Origin of the sequence: Tabrizicola caldifontis, assembly GCF_004762095.1 — a bacterium.
GTDB classification, from domain to species: domain Bacteria; phylum Pseudomonadota; class Alphaproteobacteria; order Rhodobacterales; family Rhodobacteraceae; genus Tabrizicola; species Tabrizicola caldifontis.
On the sequence record NZ_SIJH01000005.1, the window covers coordinates 150,878 to 166,491 of the forward strand.

Here is a 15,614-nt window from a genome sequence, read left to right on the forward strand (position 1 = left end):
TTCAAGGAAAGCGCATCGGAGTCTTCTCAGGCTTCGGGACGGAGTTTTTGAAAACTCCGGCTTTCCCAGCCGCGGCATTGGCGCTACATCCGACGGGGAACAACGGGGGATGCGTCATGGCCGAGGACGGGTTGAACAGCTTCATGACAGGACCGGACGAGGCGGGCCGCTTCGGCCTGTTCGGCGGGCGCTTTGTCAGCGAGACGCTGATGCCGCTGATCCTGGAGCTGGAAGAGCGCTACAATCACGCCAAGACCGACCCGACCTTCTGGGCCGAGATGGACGACCTGTGGAAGCATTATGTCGGCCGGCCCTCGCCCCTCTATTTCGCGCCCCGGCTGACCGAGCATCTGGGCGGCGCCAAGGTCTACATGAAGCGCGACGAGCTGAACCATACCGGCGCGCACAAGATCAACAACGTGCTGGGCCAGATCATCCTTGCCCGCCGCATGGGCAAGACCCGGATCATCGCCGAGACCGGCGCGGGCCAGCACGGGGTGGCCACCGCCACGGTCTGCGCCAAGTTCGGGCTGAAATGCGTGGTCTACATGGGCGCGCATGACGTCGAACGCCAGGCGCCAAACGTCTTCCGGATGAAGCTGCTGGGTGCCGAGGTTGTGCCGGTCACCTCGGGGCGCGGCACGCTGAAGGACGCGATGAACGACGCGCTGCGCGACTGGGTGACGAACGTGCGCGACACCTTCTACTGCATCGGCACGGTGGCGGGCCCGCATCCCTATCCTGCCATGGTGCGCGACTTTCAGTCGATCATCGGCAAGGAAGTGCGCTGGCAGCTTGCCGAACAGGAAGGCGAGGGACGCCTGCCCGACGTGCTGGTCGCCGCCATTGGCGGCGGGTCAAACGCGATGGGGCTGTTCTACCCTTTCCTCGACGATCCTTCGGTGCGGATCGTGGGCGTCGAGGCCGGCGGCAAGGGCGTGGACGACCGGATGCAGCATTGCGCCTCGCTCACCGGCGGGCGGCCGGGCGTGCTGCACGGCAACCGCACCTATCTGTTGCAGGATGCCGACGGGCAGATCCTTGAAGGTTTCTCGATCTCGGCGGGTCTCGACTATCCGGGCATCGGGCCGGAACATGCCTGGCTGCATGACGTGGGCCGGGCGGAGTATGTCAGCATCACCGATGCCGAGGCGCTGGAAGCCTTCCAGCTCTGCTGCCGGCTGGAGGGAATCATCCCCGCGCTGGAGCCATCGCACGCCCTTGCCCAGGTGATGAAGCTGGCGCCGACGCTGCCCAAGGACCAGATCATCGTGATGAATATGTGTGGTCGCGGCGACAAGGACATCTTCACCGTGGCCAAGCATCTTGGCGTGGAGATGAAGGTCTGATCGCGCCCGCGCATCGTATGCGGCCATAAACTGGGGTTTATGGCCGCAAACCATATGTCTATTTGCCCGCGCGTAAACCCGGAGACGATTTTCCTTCCCCCCGTTTCAGCGATTGTCCTGCCATGCGGCAAGGCGTGGTGCTGCCGCAGGTCCGATGGTCGCCATTCTGGCGTCGGATCGGCTGATGGAAACGGGAAAGGATGCGCAGGATGAAACTGAAGACCAGATTGACGCTGTTCACGGCAGCGGTTGCACTATCGGCCAACATGGCGCTGGCCGCCATCGACCCCCATGCGCTTGCTGATGCCTACCTTGCCAATGGCTACGACTATGTCGAAGTGAAGCAGGGGCCGACCCAGACCAAGGTCGAGGCCATCAAGGGCAATACGAAGATCGAAGTCATCTATGACAACGCGACGGGCGATATCCTGAAGAACGAACAGGAACTGGCCAAGGCTGATGAGCTCGGTCGCACTGGAAAGCAGGTGAAGACCGTTCACGACGACTTTGGTGACGACGACGACGACGATGATGATGACGACGATGATGACGACGACGATGATGATGACGGCGACGACGATGATGACGACGACGACGACGATGATGACGACGACGATGATGACGACAATTGACGCACTCGTCTGAACCAGGCTGCGGCCCCGGCCTTGCCGGGGCCCTCATCATGTCACATATTCGCGCGGAACGCGGGAGACGCGGATGAAACGCCGGGACATCCTTGCTTGCGGACTTGCAGCGCTGGCGCTGGCCGGTCCCGCTCAGGCGGAAAGTCTTGTCGAAAGTGTTGTCCGGCAGCTGCGCAAGCAGGGCTTTCGGTCCATTGTGCAGGAGCGCACCCTGCTTGGCCGGGTCAGGATCACGGCAAAGCGCCGCGATGGCACGCGCGAGATCATCATCAATCCGCGTACCGGCGAGATCCTGCGCGATCTTTGGATTCCGCTGAAGGGCGGAAATCCGCAGATCGGGATCATCGACGACGATTCCGACAGACCGGACGGGCTTCGGGACGACGACGATGATGACGACGATGATGATGATGACGACGACGATGAATGACCGGCCATGCGGCCAACCCGGGATCTTCGGGTAGGGCCTTGCGACGCGCGGCACCGATCATTGCGATCTTTCTGGTCCAGGCGGTATGCGCCTTCTTTTTCGTTTCCGACATCCTGTCCTCGGTCCTGGGCTGGCGGACCACGCCGGTCAGCTGGGAGATGCGTGAACTGATCGAGATCGGCGCCTCGGTCGGGCTTGTGCTGGGGGTCGTGCTGGGCGGCCTGATGCTTCGACAAGCCCTCCGCGACCGGAGCAGGGCGGAAGAGCAGCTTCGCCGTGCCTCGGCGGCCTTCATGGACCTGCTGGAGGAACGCTTTGCGGAGTGGGGTCTGACGCCTTCCGAACGCGACGTGGCACTGTTTGCGATCAAGGGGCTGTCCACGGCCGAAATCGCAGCGCTAAGGTCCACCAGCGAGGGCACGGTGAAGGCGCAAACCAATGCGATCTACCGCAAGGCCGGGGTGACCGGGCGGCCGCAGCTTCTCAGCATCTTCATCGACGACCTGATGCGCGACGACAACGGGATCCGTCCGGTCTCGGTGCCCGGAAACGTGGCCTAAAGCGCGTTTTCCTGCAGGATCTCCAGCGGCACGATGGCAAGGGTAGCCTGATGTGTCGCCTCAAGCCGCACCTTCGGGGCCGCGCCCTCCTGATGCGCCTGAAGAAAGCGGCTGGCGCAAAGGCACCACTGATCGCCCGGCTTCAGCCCCTTGAACCCGTATTCCGGGCGTGGGGTGGAAAGGTCGTTGCCCAGATATTTCGACAGCGCCAGGAATTCGGCCGTCATCAGCGCACAGACCGTATGCAGGCCACGGTCCATCGGCCCGGTGTTGCAGCAGCCATCGCGGAAGAAGCCGGTTACGGGATCGGTCGAACAGGGCTGGAGCGGCCCCCCAAGCACGTTGAGCGAAGGCAGTTTCATGGCGATTCCCCTGATTGCCGAAAGGGTAGCACCACGGGGAAAACTGTCCATGCGCCTTTCCGGCTATGCCACGTCCCGGCGGGGTACCCGGGCGGACCCCAAGGCCTGTCTCTTGCCGCAGCAGGCCGGGCTGGACCGTGGCGGGGCCTTTGTCTATAAGGCCGCGCATGCAGAGAGGCTTGGTCGTGTCAGCGCGAATTACCGGCCCGGCGGGCTGAGCATCCAGCCGCCGGGTTTGTCGTTCAGCCGCTGGTCCGTTGCGGACCGTCCTGCCCTGATCCGAGGTTCGATCCCCCCATGTGCGCCGATACCGTTCTGCCCGACTACCGCGAAACCGTCTTCCTGCCCCAGACCGACTTTCCGATGCGGGCCGGGCTTCCCCAGCGCGAGCCCGACTGGCTGGCCCGGTGGGAGCGGATCGGGGTCTATGACCGGCTGCGGGAACGGGCCGCGGGGCGGGCGCCGTTCGTCCTGCACGATGGCCCGCCTTACGCCAACGGCCACCTTCACATCGGGCACGCGCTGAACAAGGTGCTGAAGGACATGGTGGTGCGCAGCCAGCAGATGATGGGCCGCGACGCGCGCTATGTGCCGGGCTGGGACTGCCACGGCCTGCCGATCGAATGGAAGATAGAGGAGCAATACCGGGCGAAGGGGCTGAACAAGGACGACGTGGACACCGTCGCCTTCCGCCAGGAATGCCGCCGCTTTGCCGAGGGCTGGATCGACATCCAGCGCGAGGAGTTCAAGCGGCTGGGCGTCACCGGCAAGTGGGACAAGCCCTATCTGACCATGGACTACCATGCCGAGGCGGTGATCGCCGACGAGTTCATGAAGTTCCTGATGAACGGCACGCTCTACCAGGGGTCGAAGCCGGTGATGTGGTCGCCGGTGGAAAAGACCGCGCTGGCCGAGGCGGAGGTAGAGTATCACGACCATACCTCGCATCAGGTCTGGGTGCGGTTCCCGGTGACGGCGGCGCATACGCTGAATGGGCTGGATGGCTGCGTGCAGGCCGATTTCTTGCAGGCCTCGGTGGTGATCTGGACCACGACGCCCTGGACCATCCCGCAGAACCGCGCCGTCGCCTTCAACCCCGAGATCGCCTATGGCCTGTATCAGGTGACCGAGGTGGCCGAGGGCTCCGCGGCCCGTGTGGGCGAGACGGTTCTGCTGGCCGACAAGCTGGCCGAAGGGGTGCTGGCCGGGGCGAAGGTCACGGGCCATGCGCGGCTGCGCGGGGTGGCGGCGGCGGAACTGCAGGCGCTGGTCCTTGCCCACCCCTTCCGCGGCGTCGAGGGCGGCAAGGGCGAGTGGGACTATGACGTGCCCATGCTGCCGGGCGAGCATGTGACCGACGACGCGGGCACGGGCTTTGTCCATACCGCGCCCAGCCATGGCGACGACGACTATCAGCTGGGCGTGAAGTTCGGCCTGCCGATGACCTACAACGTCGAGGCAAACGGGTCCTATCGCGCCGACCTGCCGCTGTTCGGCGGGCAGCACATCATCACCCCGGACGGCAAGGAAGGACCGGCGAACGTCAGCGTCATCAAGCAGCTGGCCTACACGGGCGCGCTGTTTGCCAAGGGCAAGTTCAAGCACCAGTATCCGCACAGCTGGCGGTCCAAGGCCCCGGTGATCTACCGCAACACGCCGCAGTGGTTCGTCGCCATCGACAAGGTGCTGGACGACGGCATGTCCACCTATGGCGACACGATCCGCAAGCGGGCGCTGAACTCGATCAATCAGTTGGTGGAATGGACCCCCGCCACGGGGCGCAACCGGCTGCATTCGATGATCGAGGCCCGGCCCGACTGGGTGCTGAGCCGCCAGCGCGCCTGGGGCGTGCCGCTGACCTGTTTCGTGAAGAAGGGGGCGCGGCCGGATGCGCCGGACTTCCTGCTGAAGAATGCCGAAGTGAACGCCCGTATCCGCGCCGCCTTCGAGGCGGAGGGCGCCGATGTGTGGTATGTGCAAGGTTTCAAGGAAAAGGTGCTGTCCGGCATCGTCGATCCGTCGGATTATGAACAGGTCTATGACGTGCTGGACGTCTGGTTCGACTCCGGCTCCACCCATGCCTTCGTCCTGCGCGACCGCGAGGACGGCAGCCCGGACGGGATCGCCGACCTTTACCTCGAAGGCACCGACCAGCATCGTGGCTGGTTCCATTCCTCAATGCTGCAGGCCTGCGGCACCAAGGGCCGCGCCCCCTATCGCGGGGTTCTGACCCATGGCTTCACGCTCGACGAGAAGGGCATGAAGATGTCCAAGTCGCTGGGCAACACCGTCGCCCCGCAGGAGGTGATCCAGGACTACGGCGCCGACATCCTGCGGCTTTGGGTGGCCCAGTCCGACTACACCGTGGACCTGCGCATCGGGAAGGAGATCCTGAAGGGCGTGGCCGACAGCTACCGGCGGCTGCGCAACACCATGCGCTACATGCTGGGCGCGCTGTCGGGCTTCACCGAGGCCGAGCGCGTCGAGCCCGCCGAGATGCCGGAACTGGAGCGCTGGGTGCTGCATCGCCTCGCCGAACTCGATGCCGAGGTGCGCAAGGGCTATGCCGCCTACGACTTCCAGGGCGTGTTCCAGAAGCTGTTCACCTTCTGCACCACGGACCTGTCGTCGATCTACTTCGACATCCGCAAGGACGCGCTCTACTGCGACGCGCCCGGCTCGTTGCGCCGCCGCGCCTGCCGGACGGTGATGGATCACCTCTTCCACCGCCTGACCACCTGGCTCGCGCCGATCCTGGTCTTCACCATGGAGGAGGTCTGGCTGGAACGCTTCCCCGGCGAGGACAGCTCGGTCCACCTGGTCGATTTCCCCGAGACCCCGGCAAGCTGGCGCGATCCGGCGCTGGCCGAGAAATGGGACACGATCCGCGACGCGCGGCGCGTGGTGACCGGGGCGCTCGAAGTGCAGCGGACCGCGAAGGTGATCGGCGCCAGCCTCGAGGCCGCGCCCGAGGTCTTCGTCTCGCCCGCCATGGCCGCAATCCTCGGCAGCGTCGATTTCGCCGAGATCTGCATCACCTCGGACCTGACCCTGCGCACGGGCGAGCCGCCGGAAGGCGCCTTCCGGCTGGCCGATATGCCGGGGGTGGCGGTCCAGTTCCACCCCGCGACCGGGCAGAAATGCGAACGCTGCTGGAAGGTGCTGCCGGATGTGGGCACGCACAGGCACCCCGGCACCTGCCAGCGCTGCAACGACGCGCTGGGCTGAGCCCGTGGGCAGGATTGCCCACCCTACGCGGATCACCGTCCCGACGCCTTTCGGGCCGGTCACTCTGGTCGAGGGCGGCGGGCGCCTCGTGGGCGTCGACTGGCGCGACGACCCCGGCGAGCCCACGCCGCTTCTGCAAGAGGCGGCGCGGCAGGTGTGCGCCTATTTCGACCGGCGCCTCACGCGGTTCGATCTGGCCCTCGACTGGGGCGAGGGGCTGAACGGCGACGTGCGCCGGGCGATGGCCGGGATACCGATGGGCGAGACCCGGACCTACGGCCAGATCGCCAAGGCGCTGGGCGCCCCGGCGCAGGCCGTAGGCCAGGCCTGCGGCGCGAACCCGCTGCCGATCCTCATCCCCTGTCACCGGGTCACCGGCACCGACTGGTTCGGCGGCTTCTCCGCCCCGGGCGGGGTCGAGACCAAGGCCGCATTGCTGCGCCATGAGGGGGCGCTGCTCCTGTGACCGAGCGCATCCGCGCCGTGATCCTCGATCTGGCCCTGGCCCGGGGGCGGGACCGGTCGCTTTGCCCTTCCGAAGTGGCAAGGGCGCTGGCGGTGGACTGGCGGCCCCTGATGCCAGAGGTGCGGGCCGTGGCCGCCACCATGCCCGAGATCATGGCGATCCAGGGCGGGGCCGAGGTCGATCCGGTTGCGGCGAAGGGGCCGATCCGGCTGCGGCTGCGGTGACTTCGACCGGTGCCCCCCACCCCCATCCCCTTCCCGCAAGGGGGAGGGGAGATGCCCTTGCCGGTCGCGTGGTCTACAGAAACCCTGTGTCTGGACTTATCGCCCGGCTTGCCGCGCCGCACGCAAAGGCCTAGCCAGTCGGTAACGGTTTCATGACAGGTGCGCTTTGACCCTAGGCGTCTTTCTGGCCGTCCTTGGCGCAGCTTTCCTGCATGCGCTGTGGAACGCGCTGATCAAGCTCGGCACCTCGAAGGTCGGGGGGATGGTGATCCTGTCGATCGTCGAAGTTCCCATTGGCCTTGCGGTGGTGCTGTTTACCCCTGCAATCGACCCGGCGGCGATCCCCTGGGTGATCGCGGCGGGCTGCACGCATTTCGCCTACAAGTTCTTCCTGACCTATGCCTATGACCGGGGCGATCTTTCCCGGGTTTATCCGATCGCCCGCGGCGCCGCGCCGATGGTGGTGGCGCTGATCGGCGCGCTGTTTCTGGCCGATGCCGTCACAGCGCGGGAATACCTTGCCATTGCCGTGCTGGCGGCGGGTATCCTGCTGATGGCGCGGGGGGTCTTCACCAGCGGCGAGGACCGCAAGCTTCTGCCCTTCGCGCTTGGCTCGGCGCTGGCTACTGCGACCTATACGCTGATCGACGGGATGGGGGCGCGGGTCTCGGGGTCGGCCGCGGCCTATGTCGCATGGGTCTTCGTCGCGGACGGAACCTTCTTTACCCTTGGCATGCTCGCCTTGCGTGGCTGGGACGTGATCCCGCGGAACTGGCAGGCCTGGCGCATGGGGGCGGTTGCCTCGGCCGCAAGCTATGGGGCCTATGCGGTGTCGATCTGGGCGATGACCCTGGCCCCGATTGCCGTGGTGGCGGCCCTGCGCGAGACCTCGATCCTCTTTGCCGTGCTGATCGGCTGGCTGGCCTTCGGTGAAAGGATGAACGGCGAGAAGGCGCTGGCTGCGGTCGTGATTGTTGCCGGCGTGATGCTGATGCGCCTTTAGCCGGGATGGCGCGGGGACACGTGGTCCCTGGCCCTGCACCCGCTGGCCCTTTCCCCCGGCTTGGGATAATCAGGCGCCGGACTCAAGGAAGGCGCAGACATGGCACGGATCCTCATCACCTCGGCCATTCCCTACATCAACGGGATCAAGCATCTGGGCAACCTGGTAGGCAGCCAGCTGCCCGCGGACCTCTTCGCGCGCTTCAACCGCGCCATGGGGCACGAGGTCATGTTCATCTGCGCCACCGACGAACACGGCACGCCGGCCGAACTGGCTGCCGCCAAGGCGGGCAAGCCGGTCGAGCAATACTGCGCCGAGATGCACGAGGTGCAGAAGAAGCTGGCCGAAGGCTTCCGTCTCTCCTTCGATCATTTCGGCCGGTCGTCCAGCCAGCGCAACCACCGGCTCACCCAGCATTTCGCGGGCAAGCTGGCCGAGAACGGCTTCATCGAGGAAGTGGTGGAGAAGCAGATATTTTCCATCGACGACAACCGCTTCCTGCCCGACCGCTACATCACCGGCACCTGTCCGAACTGCGGCTATCAGGCCGCGCGCGGCGACCAGTGCGAGAACTGCACCAAGCAGCTCGACCCGACCGACCTGATCAACCCGCGCTCGTCGATCTCCGGCTCGACGAACCTCGAGGTGCGCGAGACCAAGCACCTCTACCTGAAACAGCGCGCGCTGAAGGACAAGCTGGAAGCCTGGATCGATTCGAAGACCGACTGGCCGATCCTGACCACCTCGATCGCGAAGAAATGGCTGAACGACGGAGACGGGTTGCAGGACCGCGGCATCACCCGCGATCTCTACTGGGGCATCCCGGTGAAGAAGGGCGACCAGCCCTGGCCGGGGATGGAAGGCAAGGTCTTCTACGTCTGGTTCGACGCCCCTATCGAATACATTGCCGCGACCGCCGAATGGGCCGATGCGCACGGGCTTGGGGACGCGGCCTGGGAACGCTGGTGGCGCACCGACAAGGGCGCCCACGACGTGACCTATTACCAGTTCATGGGCAAGGACAACGTGCCCTTCCACACCCTCAGTTTCCCCGCCACGATCCTGGGGTCGGGCGAGCCGTGGAAGCTTGTCGATTACCTCAAATCCTTCAACTATCTGAACTATGACGGCGGCCAGTTCTCGACCAGCCAGGGCCGCGGCGTGTTCATGGACCAAGCGTTGTCCATCCTGCCTTCCGACTACTGGCGCTGGTGGCTGCTGTCGCACGCCCCCGAAAGCGCGGACAGCGAATTCACCTGGGAAAACTTCCAGGCCTCGGTCAACAAGGATCTGGCCGATGTTCTGGGCAACCTTGTGTCCCGTGTAACCAAGTTCGCGGTGGCGAAGTTCGGTAATGAAATCCCTGCTGCGGGCGACTTTGGCCCGCTGGAAACTGCACTGATCGCCGATCTTGGCGCGCGGATCGCGGACTATACCCGACACATGGAACAGATGGAGGTCCGCAAGGCTGCGGCCGAGTTGCGCGCGATCTGGGTGATCGGTAACGAATATCTGCAATCGGCCGCGCCCTGGTCGGTGGTCAAGACCGATCCCGAGAAGGCCCAGGCCATCGTGCGCCTGAGCCTCAACCTGATTCGCGTCTATGCCATCCTGTCGGCCCCGTTCATTCCCGACGCTGCCGACGCGATGATGCGGGCCATGGGTTCAGATGACTGGACCTGGCCTGCCGATGTCTCGACCGCGATCCGTGCCTTGCCGCCCAGCCACGGCTTCACGGTGCCGGACAACCTGTTCCGCAAGATCACCGACGAAGAGCGTGCCGACTGGCAGGTCCGTTTCTCGGGCGTCCGCTCCTGATGGCTGGGGCGGTGCAATCCCGCCCCGTGCCGCATCAGACATGCATGACCGCGAATTTCAGGTGATCGGTGCCAGGCGCTGAGGCAGGCTTGCCCTGCGGCAACCGGGGCACCCATTCCTTGCCTTGGCCCTCTGCATTTTATCTGGCGACCGCCACGAAAAGAACTCTTGCTGCTCTTGCTCTTGCTCTTGCTCTTGCTCTGCCACCCCTCGGCGCGGCCCCCGCCATCACCCAGGACACACCCGGAAAGAACCCGGTCGAACGGCCGCGGCGAAAAGCACCCTGACCATCGCTACCGCCCTGCTCAGCTATGGCCCTGCGAACCGGGATCCGCTTGCGCTGCTTTCCGCCGTGCAGATGATGGTGAAGGCTGCCGAAGGCACCACAATCGAATCCGGCGGCAAGCAGATGGACCTTGGTGCCGTGCTGGCCGAGGCCATGGCCATGGCGCCCGATGACCCGCTGATCGTCGCCCGGGCCGACGCCCTGCGCGGCGAAGCGGAAGCCCGCTCCCGGGGGCCTGCTATTGGGAATACTGGTGCGGCTGGTACGGCTACTGCGACTTCTGGTACGTCTGTTAGTGATCCCGTATCCGAAGCACCGCATGCGACCGGCCGGGAAACTGGCCGGTCTTTCGATGCCGCATGGCAACAACTTCCCTTCGCGCGCGCAGAAATTCGTGCAGATTAGATGGATTTCCGCCTAAGGCGGGTCTGAGTGGGACGAAGTTCCGCTCAGGGGCAGAACTTGGGGCGACGTGCCGCGCGTTCTGATGGTAAGGTCGTGACCGTGGGACCCGAGTCGCTGCCAACAATAAGGAGCCCGACATGACAGATGTTCTGCCATCCCGACGCAAGTCGTTCAGAAACTACGCTGCCATTGCCCTTTTTCTTGCCGTCTATGCCGGTGTGCTGATCGTCGTCTTCGCGCCGAAAGAGATGATCGCCGTGCAATCCGGTGCAAGCATCACCGGATCGGACTGATCCATCACCTTCCTGCGGCCGTGCAAGTTCGGCTGCTCGTCACTCTGTTCCAGTAGCACGGTGCGGCGTAGGGCATGTGACATCGCCTTGAAGTGCAGCAGCATAAAGCCGCCGTGCCGGCGAAATGAAAAGGGGCGGCCCGAAGGCCGCCCCGTTCCGTCTCAGGCCCGAAGGTCGAAGCGGTCGGCTTCCATCACCTTGGTCCAGGCTGCCACGAAGTCGTTCACGAATTTCTCCTTCGCGTCGTCCTGAGCATAGACCTCGGCATACGCGCGCAGGATCGAGTTCGATCCGAACACCAGATCCGCCCGAGTCGCCGTCCATTTCACGGCGCCGGTCTTGCGGTCCTGGACTTCGTAGAGGTTCGTCCCCTTCGGCACCCACTTGTAGGCCATGTCGGTCAGGTTGACGAAGAAGTCGTTCGTCAGCGCGCCCGGACGGTCGGTGAAGACGCCATGCGCGGTGCCGCCGTGGTTGGTGCCCATGGCACGCATGCCACCGACCAGCACGGTCATTTCGACCGCGGTCAGACCCATCAGCTGCGCCCGGTCGAGCATCAGCTCTTCGGCAGTGACCACATAGTCCTTCTTCATCCAGTTGCGGAAGCCGTCGGCCAGCGGCTCGAGCACCGCGAAGCTTTCGGCATCGGTCTGCTCTGCGCTCGCATCACCGCGGCCGGGATGGAAGGGTACGGTTACGTCGAAGCCCGCGGCCTTCGCCGCCATCTCGACGCCGACATTGCCCGCCAGCACGATCACGTCTGCGACCGAGGCGCCGGCCTCATGCGCGATGGGTTCCAGCACCGACAGCACGCGCGCCAGCCGCGCGGGTTCGTTGCCTTCCCAGTCCTTCTGTGGGGCCAGACGGATGCGGGCGCCGTTCGCGCCGCCGCGGTTGTCGGACCCGCGGAAGGTGCGCGCCGAGTCCCAAGCGGTGGCGACCATGTCCTGCACCGACAGACCCGATGCCACGATCTTCGCCTTGACGGACGCCACGCCCCAGCCGGTCGGGCCCTGCGGCACCGGATCCTGCCAGATCAGATCTTCGGCCGGCACCCAAGGCCCGAGATAGCGGACCTTCGGCCCCATGTCGCGGTGGGTCAGCTTGAACCAGGCGCGGGCGAAGGCGTCCGAGAAGGCCGCGTGATCCTTGGCGAAACGCTCACTGATCTCGCGGTAGATGGGGTCCATCTTCATCGCCATGTCGGCGTCAGTCATGATCGGCATGCGGCGGATCGAGGGATCTTCCACATCGACCGGCATGTCCTCTTCCTTGATGTTGACCGGTTGCCACTGCCAGGCCCCGGCGGGGGACTTCTTCAGCTCCCAGTCATAGTTCAGCAGCAGGTGGAAATAGCCGTTGTCCCACTTGGTCGGGTGCGTGGTCCAGGCGCCTTCGATGCCGCTGGTCACGGTGTCGCGGCCGACGCCGCGGGTCTTGTGGTTCATCCAGCCCAGACCCTGTTCGGAGATGTCGGCGCCTTCGGGCTCGGGCCCGAGGTCCGCTGCACTGCCGTTGCCATGCGCCTTGCCGATCGTGTGGCCGCCGGCGGTCAGCGCCACGGTCTCTTCGTCGTTCATCGCCATGCGGGCGAAGGTCACGCGCACGTCCTGCGCCGTCTTGAGCGGGTCGGGCTTGCCGTCAACGCCTTCGGGGTTGACGTAGATCAGCCCCATGACCACCGCCGCCAGCGGATTTTCCAGTGAGGTCCGATCCTCCTTCGTGGGGTAGCGTTCGTCCTTCAGCCATTCCTTTTCCGACCCCCACCAGGTGTCCTTTTCGGGGTGCCAGATGTCTTCGCGCCCGAAGCCGAAGCCGAAGGTCTTGAGCCCTGCCCATTCGTAGGCCACGGTGCCGGCCAGCACCATCAGGTCAGCCCAGCTGATCCGGTTGCCGTATTTCTTCTTGATCGGCCAAAGCAGGCGGCGGGCCTTGTCGAGGTTGGCGTTGTCGGGCCAGCTGTTCAGGGGGGCGAAGCGGTGGTTGCCGGTGCCGGCCCCGCCACGGCCATCAGCCATGCGGTAGGTGCCCGCCGCGTGCCAGGACATGCGGATGAACAGGCCCGCGTAGGTGCCCCAGTCGGCCGGCCACCAGTCCTGGCTGTCGGTCATCAGCGCCATCAGGTCGCGCTTCAGCCCGTCGAAGTCCAGCTTCTTCACTTCCTCGCGGTAGTTGAAGCCCTTGAGCGGCTGCACCTTGGTGTCGTGCTGATGCAGGATGTCGAGGTTCAGGGATTTCGGCCACCATTCCATGACCGAGTTTCCGGTTTCGGTGATCGCGCCATGCACGACCGGGCATTTCCCCGACCGTCCGATATCGTTGCCGTCCATCTTGCTCTCCTCGTATGGCTCGTGGCTGCCTTGCAGACATGTGGGAAGCGCCCTTCGGAACCGGAAGGGCGACCAATTGTCCGCAAAGGCCATGTCAAACCGGTAACACGAGCCATTGATAAAAGGAATTTTCATTTTCCAATCGCTGCCATAATTTATTCTGATGTCACAGCTGACACTGAAACACCTGCGCTATTTCGAGGCGCTGGCTCGCCATCGCCACTTCGGCCGGGCGGCGGAGGCTTCGGCCATCTCGCAACCCGCGCTGTCCTTGCAGGTAAAGGAGCTTGAGGACATCCTTGGCGCCCCCTTGGTCGAACGCGGGCCTCGGCAGATTCGCCTGACGCCGCTGGGCGAGGATTTCGCCCAGCGTGCTCGCGATGTTCTGCGCAGCGTCGATGAACTGGCTGCGCTGGCCCGCGCCTCGTCCGGGCCTCTGTCGGGGCGTCTGCGGCTGGGCGTGATCCCCACCATCGCGCCCTATTTCCTGCCGCACCTCATCCGGCAGCTCGCCGACCGCTTTCCTGACCTGTCCGTCCACCCGCGCGAGGCGGTGACCTCGCGGCTGGTGCGCGACCTGACCGAGGGGCGGATCGACCTGGCGCTTGTGGCCCTGCCGGTTTCCGAGCCATCGCTGGCCGAACATCCGCTGTTCGACGAGGAATTCCTGCTGGTCCGCCCCGCCGCGCAGGCGGGTCAGCCGGTCCCGACGCTGGACCAGCTGGGCCGGATGCAGCTGCTGCTGCTGGAGGAAGGCCACTGCTTCCGCGACCAGGCGATCAGCGTCTGCAAGCTGCCGCGCCTGCCCGCGGGCGAGATCATCGAGGGCTCGTCACTGTCCACCCTTGTGCAGATGGTCGCGGCCGGAATCGGCGTGACCCTGATCCCGGAAATGGCCGCCGCCCTGGAAACCCGATCCGCCGCCGTGGTCATCGACCGTCTGCCGAAGCCGCGTCCGGGTCGGACCATCGGCCTGGTCTGGCGCAAGTCGAACCCGCTGGCCGACCGTCTGGCAGAGCTTGCCGTCGTGCTGCATCCCCCGGACGTGATGCCGCAGGCCGCTTCGGCGGCTTGACTGCGCCGTCGCTTTGCCCCATGCCCTGCGCATGGTCGCGAAAGTCTTCCATGTCCTTCACCGGCTTCTGCTGCTGGTTGCCGTCACGGTCTCGCTGACCGCGACCGGCTTTGCGCACAAGATGCCCGATGCGCAGGATCAGGCGCTTGTTTTCGCGCTGGCCAATGGCGTGACGCCGGATGACCTCTGTGGAGGTGCACCAGTCGGCAGTTCGCGCGATGCCCATTGTCTGGCCTGCCAGATCACGGGATCTGCCGACCTGCCGCCTGCAACCACGGCACTGATCGACCTTGAGCTTGCTCTTGTCGCCTGCGTTGCCGCTCCGCGCGAAGCGCGGATCACGGCCCGGATCCTCGACCCCGCGCACAGCCCGCAGGGCCCGCCCTCCGCCTGACCGCTGCCACCCGGCGGTGCCGAGCGGCTTTCTGAAGCCTCCGCCTGCCTTTTCCCTTTCCCGTGGCCCGCATGGCGGGAGGCGTCCCGCAAGATCGGCGGGCCCCCGACTGGCCCTTTCCGGCCCCGCGCCGGAAGGGGCCCCTTTCCAGATCAACCAACCCGAGGAACCGACACATGCCCCGACTTCTTGCTCTTGCCGCCGCGCTTCTGCTGGCTGCCCCGACCCTTGCCCCCTCGGCCTTCGCCCATGAGGTGACGGCCGGCGACATCCAGATCATCCACCCCCACATTCCCCAGCCGCCCGCCAGCGCCAAGGCTGCGGGGGGCTTCATGGCCATCGTGAACACCGGCACCGAACCCGACCGCCTGATCGGCGCCGAAAGCGACATCGCGATGAAGGTTGAGACGCATGAAAGCAAGGTCGATGAAAACGGCGTTGGCACCATGACCCCCGTCGAATTCATCGAGATTCCCCCGGGCGGGACCGTCAATCTGCAACATGGTGGCTACCACATCATGTTCATGGGCCTGAAGGCCAAGCTGACCGAAGGCGAAATGCACAAGGGTATCCTGATCTTCGAACGGGCCGGTCGGGTTGAGATCGAGTTCCAGATCGACCCGCCCACGGGGCAGCAAGGGGCGGCGCCGATGGACCATTCCTCCATGGGCCACGGAACGGGCGGCTGAGCCGAGGTTTCTGCTGGCATGGCCGTGCGGACGGGGCCAGACTGCGCCAAAGGCCGTC

Annotated in this window: 16 protein-coding genes; 14 read left to right on the top strand and 2 right to left on the bottom strand. The window is 65.3% G+C overall.

Going from position 1 to position 15,614, the window contains the following annotated elements:
* The first annotated feature begins 116 nt into the window (after window positions 1–116).
* From trpB to EYB42_RS05895, 4 genes are all read left to right on the top strand, one after another.
* Window positions 117–1,349: a tryptophan synthase subunit beta gene (gene trpB / locus EYB42_RS05880; protein WP_135448934.1), complete on the top strand. Its 1,233-nt coding sequence runs from the start codon at window positions 117–119 to the stop codon at window positions 1,347–1,349.
* Window positions 1,350–1,558: 209 nt separating this feature from the next.
* Window positions 1,559–1,981, top strand: coding sequence for a PepSY domain-containing protein (locus tag EYB42_RS17290; protein ID WP_167850932.1), 423 nt, complete (start codon window positions 1,559–1,561; stop codon window positions 1,979–1,981).
* An 85-nt stretch (window positions 1,982–2,066) separates the two neighbouring features.
* Window positions 2,067–2,423: a hypothetical protein gene (locus EYB42_RS17295; RefSeq protein WP_167850938.1), complete on the top strand. Its 357-nt coding sequence runs from the start codon at window positions 2,067–2,069 to the stop codon at window positions 2,421–2,423.
* Between the two features lie 38 nt (window positions 2,424–2,461).
* Complete coding sequence (locus EYB42_RS05895) at window positions 2,462–2,983, top strand: helix-turn-helix transcriptional regulator (RefSeq protein ID WP_136645015.1); 522 nt, start codon at window positions 2,462–2,464, stop codon at window positions 2,981–2,983.
* Here the strand turns inward: EYB42_RS05895 and EYB42_RS05900 are convergent.
* Entirely contained in the window at window positions 2,980–3,345 is a 366-nt protein-coding gene (locus EYB42_RS05900) for a DUF2237 family protein (protein ID WP_135448938.1), read from the bottom strand. The two genes, EYB42_RS05895 and EYB42_RS05900, sit on opposite strands and share 4 nt — an antisense overlap.
* Window positions 3,346–3,642: 297 nt before the next feature.
* Between EYB42_RS05900 and ileS the strand changes: the two genes are divergently transcribed.
* From ileS to EYB42_RS17300, 7 genes are all read left to right on the top strand, one after another.
* Window positions 3,643–6,573 (top strand): isoleucine--tRNA ligase, encoded by a 2,931-nt coding sequence (gene ileS, locus EYB42_RS05905; protein WP_135448939.1) that lies wholly within the window; start codon window positions 3,643–3,645, stop codon window positions 6,571–6,573.
* Window positions 6,574–6,577: 4 nt separating this feature from the next.
* Window positions 6,578–7,039, top strand: a complete 462-nt coding sequence (locus EYB42_RS05910; RefSeq protein WP_240783993.1) for a methylated-DNA--[protein]-cysteine S-methyltransferase — start codon at window positions 6,578–6,580, stop codon at window positions 7,037–7,039.
* Window positions 7,036–7,263: a DUF3253 domain-containing protein gene (locus EYB42_RS05915; protein WP_240783996.1), complete on the top strand. Its 228-nt coding sequence runs from the start codon at window positions 7,036–7,038 to the stop codon at window positions 7,261–7,263. The genes EYB42_RS05910 and EYB42_RS05915 overlap by 4 nt, the downstream gene beginning before the upstream one ends.
* A gap of 166 nt (window positions 7,264–7,429) precedes the next feature.
* Window positions 7,430–8,266, top strand: a complete 837-nt coding sequence (locus tag EYB42_RS05920) for a DMT family transporter (RefSeq protein WP_135448941.1) — start codon at window positions 7,430–7,432, stop codon at window positions 8,264–8,266.
* A gap of 99 nt (window positions 8,267–8,365) precedes the next feature.
* Complete coding sequence (metG, locus tag EYB42_RS05925; protein ID WP_135448942.1) at window positions 8,366–10,084, top strand: methionine--tRNA ligase; 1,719 nt, start codon at window positions 8,366–8,368, stop codon at window positions 10,082–10,084.
* Between the two features lie 352 nt (window positions 10,085–10,436).
* The gene (locus EYB42_RS05930; RefSeq protein ID WP_135448943.1) at window positions 10,437–10,775 is read left to right on the top strand and encodes a hypothetical protein; all 339 of its coding nucleotides are present in this window, start codon (window positions 10,437–10,439) and stop codon (window positions 10,773–10,775) included.
* Between the two features lie 137 nt (window positions 10,776–10,912).
* A complete protein-coding gene (locus tag EYB42_RS17300; protein WP_167850939.1) occupies window positions 10,913–11,068 on the top strand; it encodes a hypothetical protein in 156 nt (51 codons plus the stop codon).
* 161 nt (window positions 11,069–11,229) lie between these two features.
* On the opposite strand, the gene katG is transcribed toward EYB42_RS17300, so the two are convergent.
* Window positions 11,230–13,398: a catalase/peroxidase HPI gene (gene katG / locus EYB42_RS05935; RefSeq protein ID WP_135448944.1), complete on the bottom strand. Its 2,169-nt coding sequence runs from the start codon at window positions 13,396–13,398 to the stop codon at window positions 11,230–11,232.
* A gap of 163 nt (window positions 13,399–13,561) precedes the next feature.
* On the opposite strand from katG, the gene EYB42_RS05940 reads away from it, so the two are divergent.
* The 3 genes from EYB42_RS05940 (at window position 13,562) to EYB42_RS05950 (ending at window position 15,556) form a co-directional block, all read left to right on the top strand.
* Window positions 13,562–14,473 (top strand): hydrogen peroxide-inducible genes activator, encoded by a 912-nt coding sequence (locus EYB42_RS05940; RefSeq protein WP_135448945.1) that lies wholly within the window; start codon window positions 13,562–13,564, stop codon window positions 14,471–14,473.
* A 31-nt stretch (window positions 14,474–14,504) separates the two neighbouring features.
* The gene (locus EYB42_RS05945) at window positions 14,505–14,867 is read left to right on the top strand and encodes a hypothetical protein (protein WP_135448946.1); all 363 of its coding nucleotides are present in this window, start codon (window positions 14,505–14,507) and stop codon (window positions 14,865–14,867) included.
* 176 nt (window positions 14,868–15,043) lie between these two features.
* Window positions 15,044–15,556, top strand: a complete 513-nt coding sequence (locus EYB42_RS05950; protein ID WP_135448947.1) for a copper chaperone PCu(A)C — start codon at window positions 15,044–15,046, stop codon at window positions 15,554–15,556.
* Window positions 15,557–15,614: the final 58 nt, after the last annotated feature.

Bases quoted from the DNA above. Each gene is read 5' to 3' on its own strand.
- trpB (WP_135448934.1), top strand. From the start codon at position 117: ATGGCCGAGGACGGGTTGAACAGCTTCATGACAGGACCGGACGAGGCG.
- EYB42_RS17290 (WP_167850932.1), top strand. From the start codon at position 1,559: ATGAAACTGAAGACCAGATTGACGCTGTTCACGGCAGCGGTTGCACTA.
- EYB42_RS17295 (WP_167850938.1), top strand. From the start codon at position 2,067: ATGAAACGCCGGGACATCCTTGCTTGCGGACTTGCAGCGCTGGCGCTG.
- EYB42_RS05900 (WP_135448938.1), bottom strand. From the start codon at position 3,345: ATGAAACTGCCTTCGCTCAACGTGCTTGGGGGGCCGCTCCAGCCCTGT.
- ileS (WP_135448939.1), top strand. From the start codon at position 3,643: ATGTGCGCCGATACCGTTCTGCCCGACTACCGCGAAACCGTCTTCCTG.
- metG (WP_135448942.1), top strand. From the start codon at position 8,366: ATGGCACGGATCCTCATCACCTCGGCCATTCCCTACATCAACGGGATC.
- EYB42_RS17300 (WP_167850939.1), top strand. From the start codon at position 10,913: ATGACAGATGTTCTGCCATCCCGACGCAAGTCGTTCAGAAACTACGCT.
- katG (WP_135448944.1), bottom strand. From the start codon at position 13,398: ATGGACGGCAACGATATCGGACGGTCGGGGAAATGCCCGGTCGTGCAT.
- EYB42_RS05940 (WP_135448945.1), top strand. From the start codon at position 13,562: ATGTCACAGCTGACACTGAAACACCTGCGCTATTTCGAGGCGCTGGCT.
- EYB42_RS05945 (WP_135448946.1), top strand. From the start codon at position 14,505: ATGGTCGCGAAAGTCTTCCATGTCCTTCACCGGCTTCTGCTGCTGGTT.
- EYB42_RS05950 (WP_135448947.1), top strand. From the start codon at position 15,044: ATGCCCCGACTTCTTGCTCTTGCCGCCGCGCTTCTGCTGGCTGCCCCG.